Origin of the sequence: Limnohabitans sp. Rim28 (assembly GCF_000293865.2) — a bacterium.
Lineage (GTDB): Bacteria > Pseudomonadota > Gammaproteobacteria > Burkholderiales > Burkholderiaceae_C > Limnohabitans_A.
Window position 1 is genome coordinate 92,660 of the sequence record NZ_ALKN02000008.1, and the last position, 22,019, is coordinate 114,678.

The following is a 22,019-nucleotide window of genomic DNA, read 5'->3' on the forward strand; positions in this document are numbered from 1 at the left end:
CAGCATGATCAGCAACACGGAACTGCCATCGACGAGGCCTTACCTCATTCGTGCTTTGTACGATTGGTGCTCTGAAAATGGTTTCACGCCATACGTGGCCGTCAAAGTCGATGCTTCCGTACAGGTGCCGCGCGAATACGTGCAAGGTGGCGAAATTGTGCTGAATGTCAGCATGGATGCCACCAGTTCACTCAAGTTGGGTAACGACTTCATTGAATTCAAGGCGCGTTTTGGTGGCAAGCCGAGGGAGATCATGGTTCCCATCCACCGGGTCATGGCCATCTACGCCCGTGAAAACGGCCAAGGTATGGCCTTTCCGGTCAGCGATGAGCCTGCTGAATCTGCGACCTTGTCGGCGGTTGAAACGCAAGAGTTGGCGCAACCTGAGGAGAGCGGTTTGCCACCTGCGCCAACGCCCCCTTCATCACCTCGTCCAGCGCTGAAAAGAATCAAATAAAAAATTGTGCCTTGGCCCCAAGATCGGCTTTGGGCAAGTTAGAATTCAGCCCGTGCCGCTTTAGCTCAGTTGGTAGAGCACCCGCCTTGTAAGCGGTAGGTCGTCAGTTCGAATCCGACAAGCGGCACCATCATTGCAGCCCTGATCTCCAAAGATCAGGGCTTTTTTCATGGGGGTTTCGCAAAGCCTCAGTTCAGCTGTTTTGCACTTTGACGCGGATCGTGGTCACGCCCATGTTCTGTTGACTCAAATGCGCTTGTAAAGCAGGGACCAGTTGTCTCAACTTGGCTGCAACGGCATTGGACGAGACCAAGAGGCACCAGCAGCCATCCTCAAGGGGGCCGGCCTGAATACTGGTGCGCAAAGGCGCAGGCAACAAACTTTTGACGGCTTGAAGGCGAAGAGATGAGTCACGCACACGGCCCATCAGTGAGGCCAAGGCAGGAGATTCCTGAGCCGCTTGTTGTAAAGGAATGGCTTGATGGCGTCTTTGCATGGTGTAAAGGGTTAACAACCATTATCCAGCAGGTGGGGGCAGCGTAAGTCAATGGTTCAATGATGAGCATCCAAGCGCTAAAATGTTCAAGTTGTTCAAGTTGCCCATTGGGCTGGCTTGTCAGGGTGAAACAACAGCTTGTCTGTGTCGCCCTTTTTCGTGAAACGCATTACAAGACAGGATAGACGGTCTCACTGACGGCAACTGCGCTGTGGGTGGATCAAATTGACATGGCCATCCCATTCCTCACCAAAATTTTCGGCAGCCGCAACGATCGGTTGCTCAAGCAATACCGCAAAACGGTTGATCGCATCAATGCCCTGGAGGCTGGCCTCGAAAGCCTGAGCGATGATGAGCTGCGGGCCAAAACCCAAAACTTTCGCGACCGTGCAGCTGCCGGTGAGAGTTTGGATGCCTTGCTGCCTGAGGCTTTTGCAGTGGTGCGCGAGGGCTCCAAGCGCGTCATGAAAATGCGCCACTTTGACGTGCAGTTGGCAGGCGGCATCGCCTTGCACAACGGCAAGATTGCAGAGATGCGAACGGGTGAGGGTAAAACCCTGACTTCCACGCTGCCCGCATACCTCAATGCCATTGCCTGCAAGGGCGTGCACGTGGTCACCGTGAACGATTACTTGGCCAGCCGAGATGCCCAGTGGATGGGCAAGCTGTACAACTTTTTGGGCTTGACCGTGGGCATCAACTTGCCTCAGTTGCCACGCGAAGAAAAGCAAGCGGCTTATAACTCTGACATCACTTACGGCACCAACAACGAGTACGGATTCGATTACCTGCGCGACAACATGGTCTATGAAGCCCATGACCGTGTTCAGCGCCCCTTGAACTTCGCCATCATCGACGAAGTGGATTCCATCTTGATCGATGAGGCACGCACGCCTTTGATCATCAGTGGACAAGCCGAAGACCACACAGCCACTTACATGGCCATGAATCAGGTGGTGCCCTTGCTCAGCCGGCAAGAGGGTGAAGCTGACCCTCGCACAGGTGAGGGCATCATCACGCCCGGTGACTTCACGGTGGATGAAAAATCGCACCAAGTGTTCTTGACCGAAGACGGCCACGAAAAAGCCGAGGCTGTGCTGTCTCAGATGGGTTTGATCCCTGAAGGCGCCAGCCTGTATGACCCGGCCAACATCACGTTGATGCACCATTTGAATGCGGCTTTGCGCGCGCGCCACCTTTACCACCGGGACCAACACTATGTGGTGCAGGAGGGCGAGATCGTGATCGTCGACGAGTTCACGGGGCGATTGATGACCGGGCGACGCTGGAGTGATGGACTCCACCAAGCCGTTGAGGCCAAAGAGGGCGTGCAGATCCAGGCTGAAAACCAGACCATGGCATCCATCACGTTCCAGAACTATTTCCGCCTTTACAACAAGATCGGTGGCATGACGGGCACGGCCGACACCGAAGCCTATGAGTTCCAGGAGATTTATGGCCTTGAGACGGTGGTCGTTCCACCGCACCGCAAGAGCCAACGGGAAGACCAACTGGACCGTGTCTACAAGACCTCGCAAGAACGTTACAACGCGGCCATTGCCGATATCCGCGAATGCCACGAGCGCGGTCAACCTGTCTTGGTGGGCACAACATCGATTGAAAATTCCGAGCTGATTGCCCAGCTGCTGACCCAACACAAGTTGCCGCATCAGGTGCTGAACGCCAAGCAACACGCCCGAGAGGCCGATATCGTGGCCCAAGCGGGTCGTCCCGGCATGATCACGATTGCCACCAACATGGCAGGTCGTGGCACCGACATCGTGTTGGGTGGCAACATCGAAAAAGATGTGCAGGCCATTGAAAACAATGAGGCCTTGCCACCGAATGTTCGTGATGCCCAGATCGCCCAACTCCGTGAACAGTGGAAAGTGGTGCACGAGCAGGTCAAGGCTTTGGGTGGGCTGCGCATCATTGCCACCGAGCGTCATGAGTCACGCCGCATTGACAACCAGCTGCGGGGTCGCTCTGGGCGTCAGGGCGATCCAGGTTCGTCGCGCTTCTACTTGAGCCTGGACGATCCGCTGATGCGAATTTTTGCGGGCGACCGGGTGCGCTCGATCATGGACCGCTTGAAAATGCCCGAGGGCGAGGCCATCGAAGCGGGCATCGTGACGCGCAGCATCGAAAGTGCCCAGCGCAAAGTCGAGGCCCGTAACTTCGACATCCGCAAGCAATTGTTGGAATACGACGATGTGTCCAACGACCAGCGCAAGGTGATTTACCAACAGCGTAACGACATCTTGGACGCCCAAGACATGCACGGCCAGATCTCGGCTTTGCGCGAGGGTTGCTTTACCGATTTGGTGCGCCAGTATGTGCCCGTTGAATCGGTGGAAGAGCAGTGGGACTTGCCTGGCCTTGAGAAAGTGCTGGCCGAAGATTGGGGCATCCAGCTGGAACTCCAAGCCAAGGTGCAGGATTCCAATGCCATTTCAGAGGAAGACATTCTCGAGATGGTGGTGACGGCTGCCCATGCCCAGTTCCAAGCCAAGTTGGACCAAGCGGGCACTGACAGTTTTGTCTCTTTCGAGCGCATGATTTTGCTGCAAAGCATCGATACCCATTGGCGTGAGCACCTGAGCTCCTTGGACTATCTGCGTCAGGGCATTCACTTGCGTGGTTATGCTCAAAAACAACCCAAGCAAGAGTACAAACGCGAAGCGTTTGAGTTGTTTGGTCAGTTGCTCGATGGCGTCAAGAACGAAGTCACCCGCACGTTGATGACGGTGCGCATCGAGTCGAGTGACCAGATCCAGCAAGCTGCTCAAGCGATTGAGGAGCGTGCCGAGCAGATCAGCAACGTGACTTACAGCGCCCCGGACGAAACCGGACAGCCACAAACTGTGGCCGCCGATCTGGCGGGCTTGCAGCAAGCTTATGGCCCGGTGGGGCGCAATGACCCTTGTCCTTGTGGCAGTGGCAAAAAGTACAAACACTGCCACGGCAAACTCGCTTGATCGAAGCGAACCAAAAAAACGGGCTTCGGCCCGTTTCGTCTGTGAGTCGACTGCAATACCCTGTGTTTTCCTGAAGGAAGTTTATGCCCGTGAATCTCCCCCCACTGGACCCCGCGCAACTGAGCCCCATTGCCGGCGTGCGCATTGGCATCGCCCAAGCGGGTGTTCGCAAAGCCAATCGCAAAGACCTGACGGTGTTTTTGCTGGACGAAGGCGCCAGCGTGGCAGGCGTCTTCACCCGCAACCGTTTTTGCGCAGCCCCAGTGCAGGTTTGTCGTGAGCACCTGGACGCAGGCAGCGCGGTGCGCGCCTTGGTCATCAACACCGGCAACGCCAACGCAGGCACGGGTGCGCCGGGCTTGGCCCATGCCCGCCAGACGTGCGAGGCCCTGGCCGGCTTGTTGCACTGCACCCCTGCGCAAGTGCTGCCGTTTTCGACCGGTGTGATCATGGAGCCCTTGCCCGTGGACCGCATCGTGGCGGGGCTGCCTTTCGCCCTGGCCGACGCACAAGCCGCCCATTGGGCCGCCGCGGCCGAAGGCATCATGACCACCGACACCGTGCCCAAAGCAGCCAGCGTGCAGGTGCAAGTGGGCGGCAAGGCCGTGAACATCACGGGCATCAGCAAGGGTGCGGGCATGATCCGTCCCAACATGGCCACCATGCTGGGTTTTGTGGCCACCGATGCCTGCATCGCCCCTGCCTTGTTGCCCGCATTGGCCAAACAGCTCGCCGATGGGTCTTTCAACCGCATCACCATCGACGGTGACACCTCGACCAACGATTCTTTCATGCTGATCGCCACGCACCAGGCCGGTCACGCGCCCATCACCGCACTGAACAGCGCCGATGGTCAGGCCTTGCTCAAGGGCTTGATGCAAGTGGCCCGCCAGTTGGCGCACGCCATCGTGCGCGATGGCGAGGGCGCGACCAAATTCATCACGGTTCAGGTTGAAGGTGGACGCACGGGCGAGGAATGCCGCCAGGTGGCCTACGCCATTGCGCATTCCCCCTTGGTCAAAACCGCTTTCTTTGCCAGCGACCCCAATCTCGGCCGCATTTTGGCCGCCGTGGGTTATGCGGGCATCGATGATTTGGACCAAGGCCTGATCGAGCTGCACCTGGACGATGTGCACGTGGTCTCGCAAGGTGGCCGCCGCGCCGAGTACCGCGAAGAAGACGGCCAGCGTGTCATGAAGGGCAGCGAGATCACCGTGCGCGTGGGCCTGGGCCGGGGTACGGCCAGCGACACCGTGTGGACCTGCGACCTCAGCCACGATTACGTCACCATCAACGCGGATTACCGTTCATGAACTCTCCTGCTACCTCAGCCCTGGATCAGCTGTTGGCCAAAGTCAGCCAACTGGTGGACCGCATTGAATCCGTCTTGCCCCAGCCCTTGTCGGCACCCGACTGGACACAGGCCATTGCCTGGCGTTACCGCAAGCGCTCGTCTGGTCACGGCGTGCTCGAGCCAGTGCGCCATGTGGCGGCCATGACCTTGGCTGACCTCAAGGAAATCGACGATCAAAAAGAAAAGCTGCAGCGCAACACCGAGCAATTTGTACACGGTCGGCCGGCCAACAATGTGTTGCTCACGGGCGCACGCGGTACCGGCAAGTCCTCGCTCATCAAGGCGTGCCTGAACACCTACGCACCTCAGGGTTTGCGCCTGATTGAGGTGGACAAGGAAGACCTGACCGACTTGCCCGACATCATCGAAGTGGTGGCGGGCCGCCCCGAAAAATTCGTGGTCTATTGCGACGACCTGAGCTTTGAAGATGGCGAGCCCGGCTACAAAGCGCTCAAGTCCATTTTGGACGGCACCGTGGCGGCCTCAACACCCAATGTGCTGGTGTATGCCACCAGCAACCGCCGGCACCTGCTGCCCGAATACATGAGCGAGAACCTCACCTACAAGCACACCGACGACGGCGAAGTGCACCCGGGTGAAGGTGTGGAGGAAAAAATTTCCCTGTCCGAACGCTTTGGCCTGTGGATCAGTTTTTACCCCTTCTCTCAAGACGAATACCTGACCATTGCCGGGCAGTGGCTCAGCGCTTTGGGCGCCACGTCTGCCCAAATTGAAGCTGCCCGCCCAGACGCTTTGCTCTGGGCCTTGGAGCGCGGCTCGCGCAGCGGCCGAGTGGCCTACCAGTTTGCGCGGGACATGATGGGCCGCCAAGCCGATCCGGCATGAGCGCTGGTTTGTTGGTGGCCGATGGCGACCGCCCGCGCGAAGACCTGAGCGCCATTCAGGCTGAGCGTGCCGTGGTCGATGTGGCGGTGGGCGTGTTGCTGCAAGCCGATGGCCATTTCTTGCTCACCTCGCGCCCAGAGGGCAAGGTGTATGCAGCTTACTGGGAATTCCCGGGCGGCAAGCTGGAGGCCGGCGAGTCGGTCGAACAGGCGCTGCGGCGTGAACTTCAAGAAGAGCTGGGCATCACCATAGGGCCAGCGCAGGTGTGGAAAACCCAGATGGTCGACTACCCGCACGCACTGGTACGGCTGCACTTTTGCAAGGTGTGGGATTGGCAGGGTGAGTTGCAAATGCGCGAAGCGCAATCACACGCTTGGCAGACTTTGCCTGTGGCCGTGGCGCCAGTGCTGCCGGGCACCATCCCAGTGTTGTCCTGGTTGGCCCAAGAGCGGCAATTCACAGGCCCCACGCACGCCTGAGTTTCACGTCATTGCAAGCGCGGATCGCCAAAAGGCTCGTCGGGTGGGGTGTCGTCGGGCAGCTTGAATTCTTCGCTGGCCCAGGCGCCCAAGTCGACGCCCTTGCAACGGGCGCTGCAAAACGGTCGGTAGGGGTTGTGTGGGCTGTAAATGCTGGTGCCCGCGCAGCCAGGGCAACGCACCTTGCGGGGCGTGAATTCTGGGGGCGGCTTCGATTCACTCATGCGCACAAAGACATCTCAAAAGGCACATCTTCTGTGGTGGCCACCAGTTTGCCGTCGCTTTGCTGGCGCTGCATGCGGATCACCACCAGCAATCGGTTGCAACTGATCTCTGGGGTGATGCCAAGCGATGGATCGATTTTGAGGCGCAGCAATTGAAAAGTGCGCCCTTGCGGCAGGTTTTGTTGCAGCTGTCCGGCCGTGGCCATGACTTTTTGGCTGGAGCCGGATTCCCGCAGCATTTGCAGCAGCAGTTTGACAGCTTGCGCCAAGGGGCCAAAAGGTGCGACCCATTGTGAAAGATCTTGGCTGCGGCTGGTCGCTTCGTGGTGTTGCCACGCATGGTAGGCGGGCAGGTCAAACTCGCAGGTGCCGCCTGGGATCACAGCGCGGCTTCGCAGGGCCATCAAAAAGTCGTTGTCATTCAGACTTTGGCCAATCCTGCCGCTGACTTGGTTGAGCGCGTCAAAGTGTTCGTCAAGTTGGGCGATCAGACCTTCCAGGGCCTTTTCAGAAATGGCAGGGTTGCCTCGGTAGCCGTTGTAAAGCTGTTTTTGGCGCTCCAGGTCTTTGAGCACATCGGCTTTGAGTTCCGAGCGTGAAGCCACTTCGATGATTTCGAACAAAGTGGTCAGTGCAAAGTGGTGGTCCAACGCGTCTGTGCGACCCATCAACTGGCCCAAGCGGTTGAACAATTGTTGCAAGCGCAGGTAAGTGCGAATGCGTTCGTTGAAGGGGTATTCGTACAGTATCACGCGGCGTATTCCAATGTCACCATCATAGCCCGAAGTCAGCAGCCAATTGAGCCACTTGGGCGTCCAATTCGGTCAGGCTCAAGCCCTGATTGAAGATCACCACATCGGCGCATGCCAGGCGCTGCGCACGGGTGGCTTGCAGGGCGATGATGCGGTCGATTTCTTCGGCGGCCAGGCCACTTCGGCTCATGACCCTGTGCCGCTGGGTATCGACATCGCAGTCCACCAGAATGACTTTGTCCACCTTTTTGCGCCAGCGTTCGCCCGACTCGACCAGCAAGGGCACGTCAAACACCAACACGCGCCGACCACCTTGCACCGCTGCTTGGATTTGTTCGTCGGTGATCTGGCTGACCAAAGGGTGAATGATCGCTTCCAGTTGTTGTTTGGCTTGGGGGTTTTGAAATACCAAAGTGCGCATGGCTTGGCGGTCCATGGCGCCATGAACGTCGACCATGTGCGGTCCAAAGTTTTGGGCAATCGCGGCCATGGCCCGACCGCCCGGAGCCGTCAGGCCGCGTGAAATCGCGTCCGCGTCGATCAAAGCAGCACCGCGTGTGGCAAGCATGTGAGCCACCGTGCTTTTACCGCTGCCAATGCCGCCCGTGAGTCCGAGACGCCATGTGCGTTGAGTCGTTTCTGGAGTCATCATGCAGGTCATGTGTTCCGATTAAATCCTGGGGAGGTTGCCAAAAGCCATGACCCACAAGCCCGCCAAGACGAGGTAGGGTCCGAATGCCAATTCGCCATTCTCAGGCAATCGGCCTCGCCATTTGAGACCCAAGCCGCCCAAAATTCCCGTGAGGGATGCAATCAGCACCAAAGAGAGCAATGCTGGCCAGCCCAACCAAGCCCCTAGACCTGCCAGCAGTTTGAAATCACCTTGCCCCATGCCCTCTTTGCCCGTCAGTCCCTTGAACAGCCAAAAAACGGACCACAAAAACAAGTAGCCACCTGCGGCGCCCCAAAGAGACTCGTTCAAGCCGATCCCTGAAAGACCCAGGCTCGAAGCCAGCAAGCCGGCCCAAACCAAGGGTTGGGTGATGGCATCGGGCAACAAACGCGTGTCGGCATCGATGGCCGCCAGGGCCACCAGGGCCGCCGAAAACCCAGCCCAAGCCAAGGCCTCGAAACCCCAGCCGTGTTTGGCCACCAACCCGATGAACAAGCCCGCTGTGATCAGTTCGATGGCCGGGTATCGCCAGCGGATGGGCGCTCGGCAGTGGGCGCAACGCCCACGCAAGGCGATGAAGCTGAGCAGCGGGATGTTTTCATGCCATCGCAGGGGGTGTTGGCACTGTGGGCAATGGGAGCGCGGTACAGCCAAATTGAAAGGGCGCGTTTCAAGGGGTTGGGCTGTGGTTTCGGCGTCCCACTGGGCCTGCAGCATCAGCGGCAGGCGGTGAATCACCACGTTCAGAAAGCTGCCAACCATCAGGCCCAGCAAGCCTGCCAAACCCAGTGCCAAAACGCCTTCGATCATGTCAAAACACTTGTCCTAAATTGAAAATAGGGAGATACATGGCCACCAAAATGGCGCCAATCAAGCCGCCCAATACCACGATGATCAGGGGCTCCAGCAAGCTGGTCAAGCCGTTCACATGGTCGTCCAATTCTGTCACCATCAGGCCCCCCGCTTTGCCCAGTAAGCTGTCCAAAGCGCCGGTTTCCTCGCCGGTTGCGCACAGCTGCACGATCATCGCTGGAAAGCGAGCGGTTTGTCCCATGGCCTCGCTCAAACTGCTGCCCTGAACGACCCGTCTTTGCAATTGCAATGTGACACGTTCAAAGTCTGGATGATCGCATGCCTGGGCAGTTGACCCCAGCGCCTCTGCCAAGGGGACGCCGGCTGACAGCAAGGCCGAGAGGGTTTGTGACCAACGCGCCACGATGGCCGTGGTCAAAAGTGGCCCCAGAACTGGCCATGTCAGGAGCCACTGTGCGGCCCATGTGCGCAGACGGTTGGCTGCAGGCCCCGGGTGTTGTGCCGCCCAGATGGGAAACGCGAAGACAAACAGAACCACTGGCCAAGCTTGGATCAGCGAGTCGCTCAGGCCCATCACCATTTGGGTGGACCAAGGCAACTCCGCGCCTAAGGACTGGAACACTTCTTCAAACACCGGTACCACCCACACCAAAATCAGCCCCAAAATTCCCATGGCCAGCATCAATACTGCGGTGGGATACATCAGCGCCGAACGGATTTTGGAGCGAAGGGCTTCGTTTTTTTCGAGGGTCTGTGACAAGCTTTCCATGATCTGGTCCAAGATGCCCGCTGATTCACCCGCTTGCACCATGTGCACAAAAAGGCCGCTGAAATGCCGAGGGTGCCGAGCCAAAGCATCGTTCAGCGCGACACCCGATGTGACGTCGTTGAGAACGGTCTGCATGACACGCACTGCGTTTTTATGAGACATGCTTCGGCACAGCATGGCCAAAGCTTGCACCACAGGGACTCCAGCTTTCAGCATCGCCGCCCACTGCCGTGTCATGGTGGCCAAGTCTTTGCTTTTGATGCTGTCAGGGCTTGACCACCACATGCGCTGCACCTGCACTTTTTGTATCCCCTGTCGGCGCAGCTGAGCCCTGGCCAAGTCGGCATGCAAAGCTTGTAACGTACCGCTTTGGGGGCGACCCTGCGCGTCGCGACCCGACCATCGAAAAGTCGGACCTGGTGGTTGTGGTTGGGGGGCGTTCATGTATCGTCCCGGGTGGCCCCCAAGACCTCCTCCAGCGAGGTGATGCCTTGGAGCACTTTGCGCAAGCCAGCGACGCGCAAGCTGTTGATCCCTTCCCGTCGGGCTTGTTGCACCATCTCCTGAATGCCGGCTTCTTGCAACACCAAATTTTGCATCTCGGTGCTCACAGGCATGACCTGAAAAATACCGGTTCTCCCTGAAAAACCCTTGTGGCAAAACGCACAGCCTACTGCCTCAAAAGCCTGCACTGTCGCCGTGAGGCACAAGGCTTCTGGCCAACCGGCTTTGCGCAAAATGGCCCCGGGCAAGGCAGTGGCTTGCTTGCAATGGGGGCACAGGCAGCGCACCAAGCGTTGCGCTGTCACCAAGCTCACGCTGGCGGCAATGTTGTAGGGGGCCGTGCCCATGTTGCGCAAACGCACCAAAGTGGCCGGAGCGTCGTTGGTGTGCAAGGTGGACAACACCAAATGCCCGGTTTGTGCCGCTTGTATGGCGATGTTGGCCGTCTCCAGATCCCGCACTTCGCCCACCATCAAAATGTCCGGGTCTTGTCGCAGAAATGCCCGCAAAGCGACGGCAAAACTGAGGCCCGGCTTGTCTTGCACGTTGACTTGGTTGATGCCTGCGAGTTGTATTTCGCAGGGGTCTTCCACGGTGGCGATGTTCACCTCGGCTGTGTTGAGGAGGTTCAGGCAGGCGTACAGGGATTGTGTTTTGCCAGAGCCTGTTGGGCCGGTCACCAGCACCAAGCCGTGTGGCGCGCGGATCGCGGTCAATAAGCGCTGAAGGTCTTCGGGCTCATAGCCAAGGCCTTGAAGGTCCAACTGGGCTTGGGCCGAATCGAGCACTCTGATCACCAATTTTTCACCAAAGAGGGTGGGTAAGGTGCTGACCCGCAAGTCCAGCTCCCGACCGTCGGCCAAATGCAGTTTCATCCGCCCGTCTTGTGGCAAGCGTTTTTCAGCGATGTCCAAACGCGACATCACTTTGATGCGGGAAGCCAACCGGTCTTTCAATGCCATGTGCGGCGAGGCGACTTCGCGCAACTCTCCATCCACGCGCATTCGCACCCGATAGTGATGCTCATAAGGCTCGAAATGCAGGTCCGATGCCTTGAGCGCTACCGCTTGTTCCAGCAGCTGTTGCACATAGGTCACCACCGGGGCATCCTCGGCGCTCGCAGAAGGCTTTGATCGTGCTGGTCCTGATGCCATGCTGACCCCTTTATGGAATACCAAAGAATTCAAATCATGGCGCTGTCCAGAGCGTTTGTAAATGCCGAACCGACACAGGCTGGCAAGATCCCGCATTTTTTTGTTCAACAATGTGGCCGTGGTCAAGGACTTTTCATTCACCCAGCTGTGCTGAACAGCTTCACAATCATTTTTTCTAACCCAGCTTGGAGACAAACATGAAAGTAGGTATCGCAGGTATTGGAAAAATGGGTTCGGCCATTGGCTTGAGGTTGCTCTCTTTGGGGTACGAGCTGACGGTGTGGAACCGAACTGCCGAGCGGGCTCGGCCTTTGTTGGATGCAGGTGCTCAATGGGCTCAATCGCCCAGGTCTTTGTCAGAGTCGGTGGATGTGGTCATCACCTTGTTGACCAACGAGGCGGCTTTGGACGAAGTCTATGGAACGGAGACAGGCTTGTTGTCTGGTCGTGTGATGGACAAGATATTCATTGACATGAGCACCGTGCGACCTGCCAAACCGCAAGAAATGGCCCAGCGGATTCAGGCACTTGGTGCCCGTTTTCTGGAGTGCCCGGTCGGCGGCAGTGTGGGCCCCGCCAAAGAGGGCAAGCTGCTTGGGTTTGTGGGAGGCGCTGCGCAGGACTTGCAATCGGTGCGGGCGTTGCTGGACGTCATTTGCCGTCGCGTAGAGCATGTCGGCCCACACGGCTCAGGCGCCACCATGAAGTTGGCCGTCAATTTGCCCTTGATGGTGTACTGGCAAACCTTGGGAGAGGCGTTGTCATTGGTCGAACCTTTGGGTCTGGATCCTCAGCGTGTGATCGACATCTTGTCTGATTCTTCGGGTGGGCCCAACATGCTCAAGGTCCGAGGTGCCATGATTGCCAAAACTTTGGCGGAGAAAAAAAGCGATCAAGTCACCGTGAATGTGGCCACGATGCGCAAAGACATGCAAGCCATGCTGGATCAGGGGCAAAAGGTTCAACGCGAAATGCCACTGACCGCACTCGCTTTGCAACAATTTGAAGCTGCAGCGCACAGTGGATTGGATGGGAAAGATTGCTCCGAGTTGTTGGTGTGGTGGTTGACACAAGGCAACCGCGCCTGATTTTTCCGGCGAAGTTGCCTTGCGACAAGCTTTATTCCAAGCGCATCTCGCGAATGATGGCGCGGAACTGGTCCATTTGCCGCCGCAGCATGGCATCTTGCTCGGCGGGTGTTGAGCCAACGCCCTCTGCACCCAGGTCGTTCAGTCGTTTGACCACTTCGGGGTGTCGAACGGCTGCAATGACTTCTTTGTTCAGGCGGTCGATGATGTCCTTGGGTGTTTTGGCCGGTGCAAAGACGCCGTTCCAGCCTTCCAGTTCCAGGTTGGGAAAGCCCAACTCCCTCACGGTGGGAACATCCGGCAAACCAGGAATGCGTTTGGAGGCTGTGGTGGCCAAAGCTTTGAGTGTGCCTGCCTTGATTTCGGCCAGGGACGAGGACAACTGATCACCCCCGACTTGGAGGCGGCCTGCCAGCAGTTCCTGTTTCAGAGGGGCTGCGCCTTTGAACGGAATGTGGGTGATGTTGACTTTGCCTTCCTTTTTGAAGGCCTCACCCAATACGTGCATGGTGGAGCCCGGACCGGTCGAGCCGTAGTTGTATTGCAACGCAGGGTTGCCACGCAACAGCGCGGCCAACTCCCTCAGGTCTTTGGCTGGAACGCTGGGGCTGGCAGTCCACACAAATGGCACGTAGACCGCAATCGACACGCCGGCAAAGTCGGTGTCCACGTTAAAGGGCGAGCGGTTGGCCAAAGTTTGCGCGACCGATGCCAGTGGAAATGACAGGTTGTGCATCATGATGGTGTAGCCGTCAGGTGCAGCTTTGGCCATCAAGTCAGCCCCAATGGCGCCGCCTGCTCCACCTCGGTTGTCGATGGTCACAGGTTGCCCCATGGACTCGCTCATGCGTTGCGCCACGATGCGGGCCACAATGTCGGTGGTGCCGCCTGCCGGGAAGGGCACGATCATTTTGATGGGTTTGTTGGGATAGGTCTGCGCCATCAGGCCAGGGTGGGCGCCCAATGTCAGCAGCCCAGCCAAACCCAAAGTGCACAAGTGAATCCATTTCCGGCGATGTGATTGCATGTTGTCTCCTGTTGATGGGATCCCTCGGTTATCGCCAAGGGACAAGAGTCAATATCACACAGCTTGGGGGACTCGTGGGATCACCAAAGCGACAAGTTCAGGGCATTTTTGGGTTCAGACAGATCGACCCAATGCGGGCGACAGCACGGGGATGCACCGGTGAGCCTGACCGGCTCCTTCCCCCCACCAAGCCAAAAGTCAGCAGACCCGGCGAGCGATTTTGTGTATGGCGGATGTCGGGTCGATCTCAAGCCACTCGTGCAGCATGCCTTGGCGGCCAACTTGCTTGCCTGTGAGCATGGGTCCGGTGAAGTAAGTCATGTGCATCACCCGAGCCATTTTGACCTTGCAGTTGATTTGCAGTTGGGTCTGGACCGAAACATAGGCGACCCCATCGGCGGTCATTTGGGGTTTTTTGTAATCAACAGCACTCCACAAAATTTTCTTGCCGCCTTCGTCTTTGATCGAATTTGCGTCAATGAAAAACATGCCTTGATCGTTCAAAGTCACGGCATCCCATTTGGGCGTGGCAGCGATGGCGTTCAGGGCGCCAAGGCCGATGAGCATGCAAAAAACCGAAATGGCCAATGGTCTTGTTCGCACAGGGGTTCTCCTGGTAGAGCGGATCAGGTGCGGCGGTTGAGCAATTGGGAAGCCAAAGTGAGTAAGGCTGAACGATGAGGATTGTCAGGCAGCAGCATGGCGGCGTCGATGGCGCGCTGAGCTTCGGCGGCTGCAGCATTTCTCGTGGCTTCCAGGGCGCCCGTCACTCGGACAATGTTGGCAATTTCGGTGATTTTGTCCACGCTGCCCGTTTCAATCGCTTCGCGAACGGTTTGTCTTTGTGCCTCGTTGCCGCGCTGCATGGCCAAAATCAGGGGCAGGGTAGCTTTACCTTCGCGCAGGTCGTCGCCCAAGTTCTTGCCCATTTCAGCGGCATTGCCGTCGTAATCCAAAACATCATCGATCACCTGGAAGGCCGTACCCAGGGCCTGACCGTAGTCTGCACAAGCGGTCTCGATGGCGGAGGGACTGCCCGCCAAAATGGCCCCCAAGCGCGCACTGGCCTCAAACAATTTGGCGGTTTTGGAGCGGATCACGCGCAGATAGCCGTCTTCGTCCAGAGAGGCATCGTGCATGTTCATCAGCTGCAGCACCTCGCCTTCGGCGATCACATTGGTGGCGTCAGCCAGGGTTTGCATGACCCGCATGCTTTGGGCCTCGACCATCATTTGAAAGGCACGGGAATACAAAAAATCACCGACCAGAACGCTGGCCGGATTGCCGAAGTTTTCGTTGGCAGTGGGGCGACCACGACGCAGTGTGGATTCGTCCACCACATCGTCGTGCAGCAAAGTGGCCGTGTGGATGAACTCGACAACGGCGGCCAAGTTGTGGCGCTGATGGCCGTTGTAGCCCAAAGCGCCGCAAGTCAGCAGCAGCAAAACGGGGCGCAAACGTTTTCCGCCCGCAGAAATGATGTACTTGGCCACTTCGCCAACCAAGGGGACACCGGAGTCGAGCCTTTGAGCAATGACAAGATCGACAGCGGCCATATCGGAGGCGACCAGTTCGAAGGCAGCAGCTGTACTGTGTTCTGAGGCTGACAAATGGAAAATCCGGCTGGGTTACCCGGCTATGCCGGGGCGGCAAAAACGCCCATGCATGGCGCGTTATAAAGTGAATGCATTATAGGGAAACCCATTGTCTGCGTCGCCTTGGGTGTTCGCGTGGGCTTGGTGATTTGCCAGCTTGGTCGGGTGCATGCTAAAATCTCGGGTTCCTTGGGGATTAGCCCTTGGAAACTTCCATTCAAAGAGGTCATTTATGTACGCGGTCATAAAAACCGGTGGCAAACAGTATCGTGTTGTCGCTGGCGAAAAAATTAAAGTAGAACAGATTGCTGCGGACGTTGGCCAGGAAATCGTGATTGATCAAGTTTTAGCTGTCGGTACCGGCGCTGAACTCAAGATCGGCACGCCCCTGGTGTCCGGCGCCACAGTCAAAGCCACAGTTTTGGCGCATGGCAAGCACGACAAAGTGCACATCTTCAAGATGCGCCGTCGTAAGCACTATCAAAAACGTCAGGGTCACCGCCAGCAGTTCACAGAACTGCAAATCGGCGCGATCTCTGCCTGAGGAGAATAGGTCATGGCACAGAAAAAAGGCGGCGGCTCTACGCGCAACGGTCGTGATTCCAAGCCAAAAATGCTCGGCGTCAAGGCTTTCGGTGGTGAATTGATCAGCGCTGGCTCGATCATCGTTCGTCAACGTGGCACCAAGTTCCACGCTGGCAGCAATGTCGGCATCGGCAAAGACCACACTTTGTTTGCTTTGGTAGACGGCCACGTGTCGTTTTCCACCAAAGGCGAACTGAGCAAGCACATGGTCAACGTGACACCGGCTGTTTAAGCCTGTCGCGCCCATGGCGAAGAGGAGCCCCGCAAGCCGGGGCTCTTCGCTTTTCTGGCCCTGATGTGCATCAACTCTGGGGCCTCAAGCTACACTGGAAATCTCATGAAGTTCGTTGACGAAGCCTATATAGACATCTCCGCAGGTGATGGCGGGAACGGCTGCGTCTCGTTCCGCCATGAAAAGTACAAAGAATTCGGCGGACCCAACGGGGGTGATGGTGGTCGTGGCGGACATGTGTTTGCCTATGCCGACATCAACCTGAACACCTTGGTCGATTACCGCTATTCGCGCCGCCACGAGGCCAAGCGCGGTCAGCACGGCATGGGCTCCGACATGTTCGGCGCTGCGGGTGATGACGTCACCTTGAAAATGCCCGTGGGCACCATCATCACCGATGCCGAAACCGGAGACGTGCTTTATGAGCTGCTGGTGCCGGGCGAAACCATCATGATCGCCAAGGGTGGCGATGGCGGCTTTGGCAACATGCGCTTCAAAAGCGCCATCAACCGTGCCCCGCGCCAGAAAACCCCGGGCTGGTTGGGCGAGAAAAAAGAGCTGAAACTTGAACTGAAAGTGTTGGCCGATGTGGGCCTGCTGGGCATGCCTAACGCAGGCAAGTCGACTTTCATTGCCGCCGTGTCCAATGCACGCCCCAAAATTGCCGATTACCCCTTCACCACTTTGCACCCCAACTTGGGCGTGGTGCGTGTGGGGCCTGAGCAAAGCTTTGTGGTCGCCGATGTGCCCGGTTTGATCGAAGGTGCGTCTGAAGGTGCGGGCCTGGGCCATTTGTTTTTGCGCCACTTGCAGCGCACCCGTTTGCTGCTGCATGTGGTGGACTTTGCACCGTTTGACGAGAATGTCGACCCCGTGCAACAAGCCAAGGCCATCGTGGCCGAGCTCAAAAAATACGATCCCGGTCTTTACAACAAACCGCGCTGGTTGGTGCTCAACAAGCTGGACATGGTGCCCGCTGAAGAGCGCGAAGCCCGCGTCAAAGACTTCATCAAGCGCATGCGCTACAAAGGCCCGGTTTTCCAGATCTCTGCCTTGACCCGCGAAGGCTGTGAGCCTTTGATCAAAGAAATCTACAAGCACATCCGTGCCCAGCAAATCATTGAGCAAGGCGTGGTGGACATTGACCCCCGCTTCAAGGAGCAGGACAAGCCGCAAGAGCCCGATGCCGATGATCCACGCTTCAAACCGCTGCCTTCGGATGCCGATTAAATCGGTTCAACGGGTCGCAATTCTGCATTAACGGTACGCTCTGCCACCGCCCTTTCAACGCCAAAGCACACCTTCGATGACCTCTTCAGCCGTATCCACTCTGTTGCGGGATGCCCGCCGCATCGTTGTCAAAGTAGGCTCCAGCTTGGTCACGAACGAAGGCCGTGGTTTGGACGAGGGCGCGATTGGCGAATGGTGCCGCCAGATGGCTTTGCTCAGCGCCCAAGGCAAAGAGGTGGTCATGGTGTCCAGCGGTGCGATCGCCGAGGGCATGAAGCGTCTGGGCTGGACGACTCGCCCCATTGAAGTGCCCGCTCTGCAAGCCGCCGCCGCCGTGGGCCAGATGGGCCTGGCGCAGATGTACGAGACCAAGCTGCGTGAAAACGGCATGGGCAGCGCCCAGGTGCTGCTCACACACGCCGATCTCGCGGACCGCGAGCGTTACCTCAATGCGCGCTCGACTTTGCTGACTTTGCTGCAGCACCGTGTGCTGCCCGTGATCAACGAAAACGACACGGTGGTCAACGACGAGATCAAGTTTGGTGACAACGACACCTTGGGGGCCTTGGTCGCTAATTTGATTGAGGCCGATTTGCTGATCATTTTGACGGACCAAAAAGGCTTGTTCAGCGCCGATCCCCGCAAAGACCCGTCCGCCACATTTGTGCACGAAGCCCGTGCGGGCGATGCCGCTCTCGAAGCCATGGCCGGCGGTGCGGGCTCAAGTTTGGGCAGGGGCGGGATGATCACCAAAATTTTGGCGGCCAAGCGGGCGGCGGGATCAGGCGCCTCTACCGTGATCGCTTGGGGGCGCGAGCCTGATGCCCTGCTGCGTTTGTGCCAAGGCGACAACATGGGCACCTTGCTGGTGGCCCAAACCGCCAAACAGCAAGCCCGCAAGCAGTGGATGGCCGATCACCTGCAGTTGCGCGGTTCAGTCACCGTCGATGCTGGGGCGGCGCACAAGGTGCTGACGGAAGGCAAAAGTTTGCTGCCCATTGGGATGACGGGCGTGGCCGGTGATTTTTCGCGCGGTGATGTGATCGCCATCAAAGACGAACACGGTCTGGAAATTGCCAGGGGTTTGGCCAACTATGCCAGTGCCGAAGCGCGTTTGCTTTGCCGCAAGCCCTCTCACGAGTATGAGGCGCTGCTGGGCTACTGCGCAGAGCCGGAGATGGTGCATCGGGACAATCTGATCTTGTCCCGTTGATGCAAACCTGAGCTCAGCCTTGAGGGTTGGGGTCGAAACTGGCCCCAGGCGGCAATTCCATGTGCAGAGGCGCTGGTATTTCCATTGCCCCGTTCTGGCCGTTGTCTGAGTCCACGCCATCGCGTGGCCCACGGTTGCCACCACGCAAGTAACGGTTTTGTCTGTCCTGACGGGGCAGGTAGCGGGCCAGTTCGGTCAAGGCCATTTCGTACACGCCACGCTTGAACTCGACCACCACATCCAGCGGCACCCAATAATCGTTCCAGCGCCAAGCATCGAACTCGGGGTGGTCGGTGGCGCGCAGGTTCAAGTGGTGGTCGTGCGTGACCATCTGCAGCAGGTACCAGATTTGTTTCTGGCCCTTGTAAAAACCACGCGCATCCCTGCGGATGAAGCGGTCTGGCACCTCATAGCGCAACCAATCACGGGTTCGGGCCACAATGCGCACATGCTCCGGTTGGAGCCCCACTTCTTCGTGCAATTCGCGGAACATGGCTTGTTCAGGACTTTCACCCCGGTCAATGCCACCCTGCGGAAACTGCCAGCTGTGGGTGCGAATGCGCTTGCCCCAGAAAACCTGGTTCTTCTGGTTGAGCAGAATGATGCCGACGTTCGGCCTAAAGCCTTCACGGTCAAGCATAATCAACCTCAAATTTTTAAATTGTGTCCATTATGCACGCCGTACCGGCGCTGGCTCTTGGATGTTTCCCTGATCCCCCTGCTCAGTTAGCCCGCCGCGATGAAAGCCTCCCAGTTCCTCATTTCTACCCTCAAAGAAGCCCCAGCCGATGCTGAAGTGGTCAGCCACAAGCTGATGACCCGCGCCGGCATGATCAAGAAGCTGGGCGCAGGCATCTACAACTACATGCCCATGGGTTTGCGGGTGATCCGCAAAGTCGAAGCCATCGTGCGCGAAGAGATGAACCGCGCAGGCGCCATCGAGATGACCATGCCCGTGGTGCAACCGGCCGAGTTGTGGCAGGAGACAGGCCGCTTTGACAAGATGGGTCCAGAGCTTTTGCGCATCCAGGACCGCCATGGTCGCGATTTTGTGATCCAGCCCACCAGCGAAGAGGTGGTGACCGACGTGGTGCGCCAGGAAGTGCGCAGCTACAAGCAGCTGCCCAAAAACTTCTACCAGATCCAGACCAAATTCCGCGACGAGCGCCGTCCCCGCTTTGGTTTGATGCGCGGTCGCGAGTTCACCATGAAAGACGCCTACAGCTTTGACCGCGATATGGCGAGCGCCAAAGCCAGCTACCAAGTGATGGCCGGAGCCTACCGCCAAATTTTTGACCGTTTTGGCCTGACTTACCGCGCTGTGGCTGCCGACAGCGGTGCCATCGGGGGCGATTTGAGCGAAGAGTTCCAGGTGATCGCTGCCACCGGCGAAGACGCCATCGTGTATTGCCCCTCCAGCAACTACGCCGCCAACATCGAAAAGGCCGAAGCCTTGGCGCCCAGCCGGCCCCGTGGCGCGGCCACGCAAGCCTTGACCAAGACCCCCACTCCCGGCAAGAGCACCTGCGAAGACGTGGCTGCTCTGCTGAATGTGCCGCTGGCCACCACGGTCAAGTCGCTGGTGCTGGCCACCGACACCTTGAACGAGCAGGGCGAGGTGCTGAAGTCACAAGTCTGGCTGCTGCTGCTGCGCGGCGACCACGACATGAACGAAGTCAAAGTGGGCAAACTGCCCGGCATGGAAGGCGGTTTCCGCTTTGCCACCTTGGGTGAAATCGAAGAGCACTTTGGCTGCAAGCCCGGTTACCTCGGCCCCCTGAATTTAAAGAAGCCGGTGCACCTGGTCGCCGACCGCGACGTGGCCGTGATGGCCGACTGGATCTGTGGGGCCAATGAGGAAGACTTTCACATCACCGGCGTCAACTGGGGCCGCGACCTGCCCGAGCCCGCGCTGGTGGCCGACATCCGCAATGTGGTGGCGGGCGACAAGTCGCCTGACGGCGCGGGCGAGTTGGCCATTGAGCGCGGCATCGAAGTGGGCCATGTGTTCTATTTGGGCACCAAATACTCGAAGGCCATGAACGCCACCTTTCTGGATGAGACCGGCAAGCCGCAGTTTCTGGAAATGGGTTGCTACGGCATCGGCATCACCCGCCTGCCTGCTGCCGCCATCGAGCAAAACCACGACGAGCGCGGCATCATCTGGCCCGACGCGATTGCGCCCTTCACGGTGGTGGTTTGCCCCATCGGCATGGACCGCAGCGAGGCGGTCAAGCTTGAAGCCGAGCGCATCTATGCCGCCTTGCTGGCCGAGGGCGTGGACGTGATCCTGGATGACCGTGGCGAGCGCCCCGGTGCCATGTTTGCCGACTGGGAACTGATCGGTGTGCCGCACCGCATCACGATTGGCGACAAGGGCCTCAAAGACGGCCTGGTCGAATACCAGCACCGCCGCGATGCCGAATCCAGCAAAGTGGCTTTGGCCGACATTCTGAGTCACCTCAAGGGGCGTTTGGCCCCCTGAACCGCGCACCCCGGCCCATGACGCGCCCGGACTTGCCCAGCCGCCGGGCTTGTTTGCTCAGTCTGTGTGGCGCTGTGTTGCCCGTCGGGCTGGCGCACGCTGGAAGGCAAATTGAAGAGCCTCTGTCGCACGCCGTGCGTTCGGCCCTGAGCGCTGCCGTGGCTGCGTCGGCTCCCCCTGAACCCCTGTTGCCCACCACCGCTGATCAGCAGGCTTATGCACAGTGGCAAGCAGACAGCAGCCAGCGTCTGACGCGCTACAAAAAACACCCCACTGAACGGCAAGAGTTTTTGCAAACCCTTTGGTACGAAGCCCGCAGGGCTGGCCTGCCTTTGTCGCTGGTGTTGGGCGTGGTGCAGGTCGAAAGCGCGTTTCGCAAATTTGCCATCTCCAGCGCTGGGGCACGCGGCTACATGCAGGTCATGCCCTTTTGGGCGGGCCTGATCGGCGACGGCGACGACAGCCGCCTGTTCCACATGCAGACCAACCTGCGTTTTGGCTGCGTGATCCTGCGGCACTACCTGGACCGCGAACGGGGCGACATGTTCATGGCGCTGGGCCGTTACAACGGCAGCCGCGGACAGTCGGCTTATCCGCAATCGGTGATGGCGGCGCAGCGGACTTGGCGGCACCCCTTGGATTGAGGGCACAAAAAAGCCACCCGAGGGTGGCTTTGACGGTTGGAGGCCTCGCTCGAGGCCACCCTTCAAGCCTGGCCGTTGATGACCTGTTGCAGCTCGCCCGATTCGTACATTTCCATCATGATGTCCGAGCCACCAATGAACTCGCCCTTGACATAGAGCTGGGGGATGGTGGGCCAGTTGCTGTATTCCTTGATGCCCTGACGGATTTCTGCGTCATCCAGCACGTTCACGGTCTTGACGGTCTTGGGGTCGACACCGCAAGCCTTGAGCAGTTGGATGGCGCGGCCCGAAAAACCGCACATGGGAAAGTTGGCGTTGCCTTTCATGAACAGGGTGATCTCGTTGCCTTTGACGAGTTCGTCGATGCGTTGTTGGGTGTCGCTCATGTTGTTGCTCCAAGTGGGGTCAGTGTCGGTTGAAG

24 protein-coding genes and 1 tRNA gene are annotated in these 22,019 nt (G+C 58.3%); 13 read left to right on the forward strand and 12 right to left on the reverse strand.

The annotated features are described in order from the left end of the window. Positions 1-4: 4 nt before the first annotated feature. The gene (locus B472_RS10670) at positions 5-457 is read left to right on the forward strand and encodes a ClpXP protease specificity-enhancing factor (RefSeq protein WP_019426374.1); all 453 of its coding nucleotides are present in this window, start codon (positions 5-7) and stop codon (positions 455-457) included. Between the two features lie 54 nt (positions 458-511). Further along, positions 512-587, forward strand: a tRNA-Thr gene (locus B472_RS10675). Positions 588-650: 63 nt separating this feature from the next. Here the strand turns inward: B472_RS10675 and B472_RS10680 are convergent. Continuing rightward, positions 651-953 (reverse strand): hypothetical protein, encoded by a 303-nt coding sequence (locus tag B472_RS10680; RefSeq protein ID WP_019426375.1) that lies wholly within the window; start codon positions 951-953, stop codon positions 651-653. 230 nt (positions 954-1,183) lie between these two features. Here B472_RS10680 and secA point away from each other — a divergent pair, with 230 nt between their 5' ends. From secA to B472_RS10700, 4 genes are all read left to right on the forward strand, one after another. Further along, positions 1,184-3,931 carry a preprotein translocase subunit SecA gene (secA, locus tag B472_RS10685; protein WP_019426376.1) on the forward strand — a complete coding sequence of 916 codons (2,748 nt, stop codon included), beginning with the start codon at positions 1,184-1,186 and terminating at the stop codon, positions 3,929-3,931. An 83-nt stretch (positions 3,932-4,014) separates the two neighbouring features. Beyond that, on the forward strand, positions 4,015-5,244 hold the full coding sequence (gene argJ, locus B472_RS10690; RefSeq protein ID WP_019426377.1) for a bifunctional glutamate N-acetyltransferase/amino-acid acetyltransferase ArgJ: 1,230 nt from the start codon (positions 4,015-4,017) through the stop codon (positions 5,242-5,244). After that, positions 5,241-6,131, forward strand: coding sequence for an ATP-binding protein (locus B472_RS10695; RefSeq protein WP_019426378.1), 891 nt, complete (start codon positions 5,241-5,243; stop codon positions 6,129-6,131). The genes argJ and B472_RS10695 overlap by 4 nt, the downstream gene beginning before the upstream one ends. Then, positions 6,128-6,610 (forward strand): NUDIX domain-containing protein, encoded by a 483-nt coding sequence (locus B472_RS10700; protein ID WP_019426379.1) that lies wholly within the window; start codon positions 6,128-6,130, stop codon positions 6,608-6,610. The genes B472_RS10695 and B472_RS10700 overlap by 4 nt, the downstream gene beginning before the upstream one ends. An 8-nt stretch (positions 6,611-6,618) precedes the next feature. Here the strand turns inward: B472_RS10700 and B472_RS10705 are convergent, their stop codons facing one another. Genes B472_RS10705 through B472_RS10730 form a run of 6 tightly spaced genes read right to left on the reverse strand, consistent with a single transcriptional unit; the run spans position 6,619 to position 11,640 of the window. After that, positions 6,619-6,834 (reverse strand): DNA gyrase inhibitor YacG, encoded by a 216-nt coding sequence (locus B472_RS10705; protein ID WP_019426380.1) that lies wholly within the window; start codon positions 6,832-6,834, stop codon positions 6,619-6,621. Next, a complete protein-coding gene (zapD, locus tag B472_RS10710; RefSeq protein WP_019426381.1) occupies positions 6,831-7,586 on the reverse strand; it encodes a cell division protein ZapD in 756 nt (251 codons plus the stop codon). The genes B472_RS10705 and zapD overlap by 4 nt, the downstream gene beginning before the upstream one ends. Before the next feature lie 22 nt (positions 7,587-7,608). Then, complete coding sequence (gene coaE, locus B472_RS10715; RefSeq protein ID WP_019426382.1) at positions 7,609-8,247, reverse strand: dephospho-CoA kinase; 639 nt, start codon at positions 8,245-8,247, stop codon at positions 7,609-7,611. Between the two features lie 9 nt (positions 8,248-8,256). Further along, a complete protein-coding gene (locus B472_RS10720; RefSeq protein WP_019426383.1) occupies positions 8,257-9,069 on the reverse strand; it encodes an A24 family peptidase in 813 nt (270 codons plus the stop codon). Between the two features lies 1 nt (position 9,070). After that, a complete protein-coding gene (locus B472_RS10725; protein ID WP_019426384.1) occupies positions 9,071-10,285 on the reverse strand; it encodes a type II secretion system F family protein in 1,215 nt (404 codons plus the stop codon). Continuing rightward, complete coding sequence (locus B472_RS10730; protein ID WP_019426385.1) at positions 10,282-11,640, reverse strand: GspE/PulE family protein; 1,359 nt, start codon at positions 11,638-11,640, stop codon at positions 10,282-10,284. Before B472_RS10730 ends, B472_RS10725 begins: the two co-directional genes overlap by 4 nt. 56 nt (positions 11,641-11,696) lie before the next feature. Between B472_RS10730 and B472_RS10735 the strand changes: the two genes are divergently transcribed. Continuing rightward, positions 11,697-12,587 carry an NAD(P)-dependent oxidoreductase gene (locus tag B472_RS10735; RefSeq protein ID WP_040505860.1) on the forward strand — a complete coding sequence of 297 codons (891 nt, stop codon included), beginning with the start codon at positions 11,697-11,699 and terminating at the stop codon, positions 12,585-12,587. 31 nt (positions 12,588-12,618) lie between these two features. Here B472_RS10735 and B472_RS10740 read toward each other — a convergent pair whose 3' ends face one another. The 3 genes from B472_RS10740 to B472_RS10750 all read right to left on the reverse strand — a co-directional run bounded on the left by B472_RS10740 (position 12,619) and on the right by B472_RS10750 (position 15,170). Beyond that, on the reverse strand, positions 12,619-13,614 hold the full coding sequence (locus B472_RS10740; protein WP_019426387.1) for a tripartite tricarboxylate transporter substrate binding protein: 996 nt from the start codon (positions 13,612-13,614) through the stop codon (positions 12,619-12,621). 198 nt (positions 13,615-13,812) lie between these two features. Beyond that, a complete protein-coding gene (locus tag B472_RS10745) occupies positions 13,813-14,181 on the reverse strand; it encodes a surface-adhesin E family protein (RefSeq protein WP_019426388.1) in 369 nt (122 codons plus the stop codon). Between the two features lie 59 nt (positions 14,182-14,240). Then, complete coding sequence (locus tag B472_RS10750) at positions 14,241-15,170, reverse strand: polyprenyl synthetase family protein (protein ID WP_116798657.1); 930 nt, start codon at positions 15,168-15,170, stop codon at positions 14,241-14,243. A gap of 271 nt (positions 15,171-15,441) precedes the next feature. Here B472_RS10750 and rplU point away from each other — a divergent pair, with 271 nt between their 5' ends. The 4 genes from rplU to proB all read left to right on the forward strand — a co-directional run bounded on the left by rplU (position 15,442) and on the right by proB (position 18,469). Beyond that, on the forward strand, positions 15,442-15,753 hold the full coding sequence (rplU, locus tag B472_RS10755) for a 50S ribosomal protein L21 (RefSeq protein WP_019426390.1): 312 nt from the start codon (positions 15,442-15,444) through the stop codon (positions 15,751-15,753). Positions 15,754-15,765: 12 nt separating this feature from the next. Next, a complete protein-coding gene (gene rpmA, locus B472_RS10760; RefSeq protein ID WP_019426391.1) occupies positions 15,766-16,026 on the forward strand; it encodes a 50S ribosomal protein L27 in 261 nt (86 codons plus the stop codon). 105 nt (positions 16,027-16,131) lie between these two features. Beyond that, on the forward strand, positions 16,132-17,256 hold the full coding sequence (gene cgtA, locus B472_RS10765) for an Obg family GTPase CgtA (RefSeq protein ID WP_019426392.1): 1,125 nt from the start codon (positions 16,132-16,134) through the stop codon (positions 17,254-17,256). 76 nt (positions 17,257-17,332) lie between these two features. Then, a complete protein-coding gene (gene proB / locus B472_RS10770; protein WP_019426393.1) occupies positions 17,333-18,469 on the forward strand; it encodes a glutamate 5-kinase in 1,137 nt (378 codons plus the stop codon). Positions 18,470-18,482: 13 nt separating this feature from the next. Here proB and B472_RS10775 read toward each other — a convergent pair whose 3' ends face one another. Further along, positions 18,483-19,109, reverse strand: a complete 627-nt coding sequence (locus B472_RS10775; protein WP_019426394.1) for an RNA pyrophosphohydrolase — start codon at positions 19,107-19,109, stop codon at positions 18,483-18,485. A gap of 99 nt (positions 19,110-19,208) precedes the next feature. Here B472_RS10775 and B472_RS10780 point away from each other — a divergent pair, with 99 nt between their 5' ends. Both B472_RS10780 and B472_RS10785 read left to right on the forward strand, forming a co-directional pair. Beyond that, entirely contained in the window at positions 19,209-20,954 is a 1,746-nt protein-coding gene (locus B472_RS10780) for a proline--tRNA ligase (RefSeq protein WP_019426395.1), read from the forward strand. A gap of 17 nt (positions 20,955-20,971) precedes the next feature. Further along, complete coding sequence (locus B472_RS10785; RefSeq protein ID WP_019426396.1) at positions 20,972-21,598, forward strand: lytic transglycosylase domain-containing protein; 627 nt, start codon at positions 20,972-20,974, stop codon at positions 21,596-21,598. Between the two features lie 62 nt (positions 21,599-21,660). Here the strand turns inward: B472_RS10785 and grxD are convergent, their stop codons facing one another. Further along, positions 21,661-21,984 (reverse strand): Grx4 family monothiol glutaredoxin, encoded by a 324-nt coding sequence (grxD, locus tag B472_RS10790; RefSeq protein ID WP_019426397.1) that lies wholly within the window; start codon positions 21,982-21,984, stop codon positions 21,661-21,663. Between the last annotated feature and the right edge of the window lie 35 nt (positions 21,985-22,019).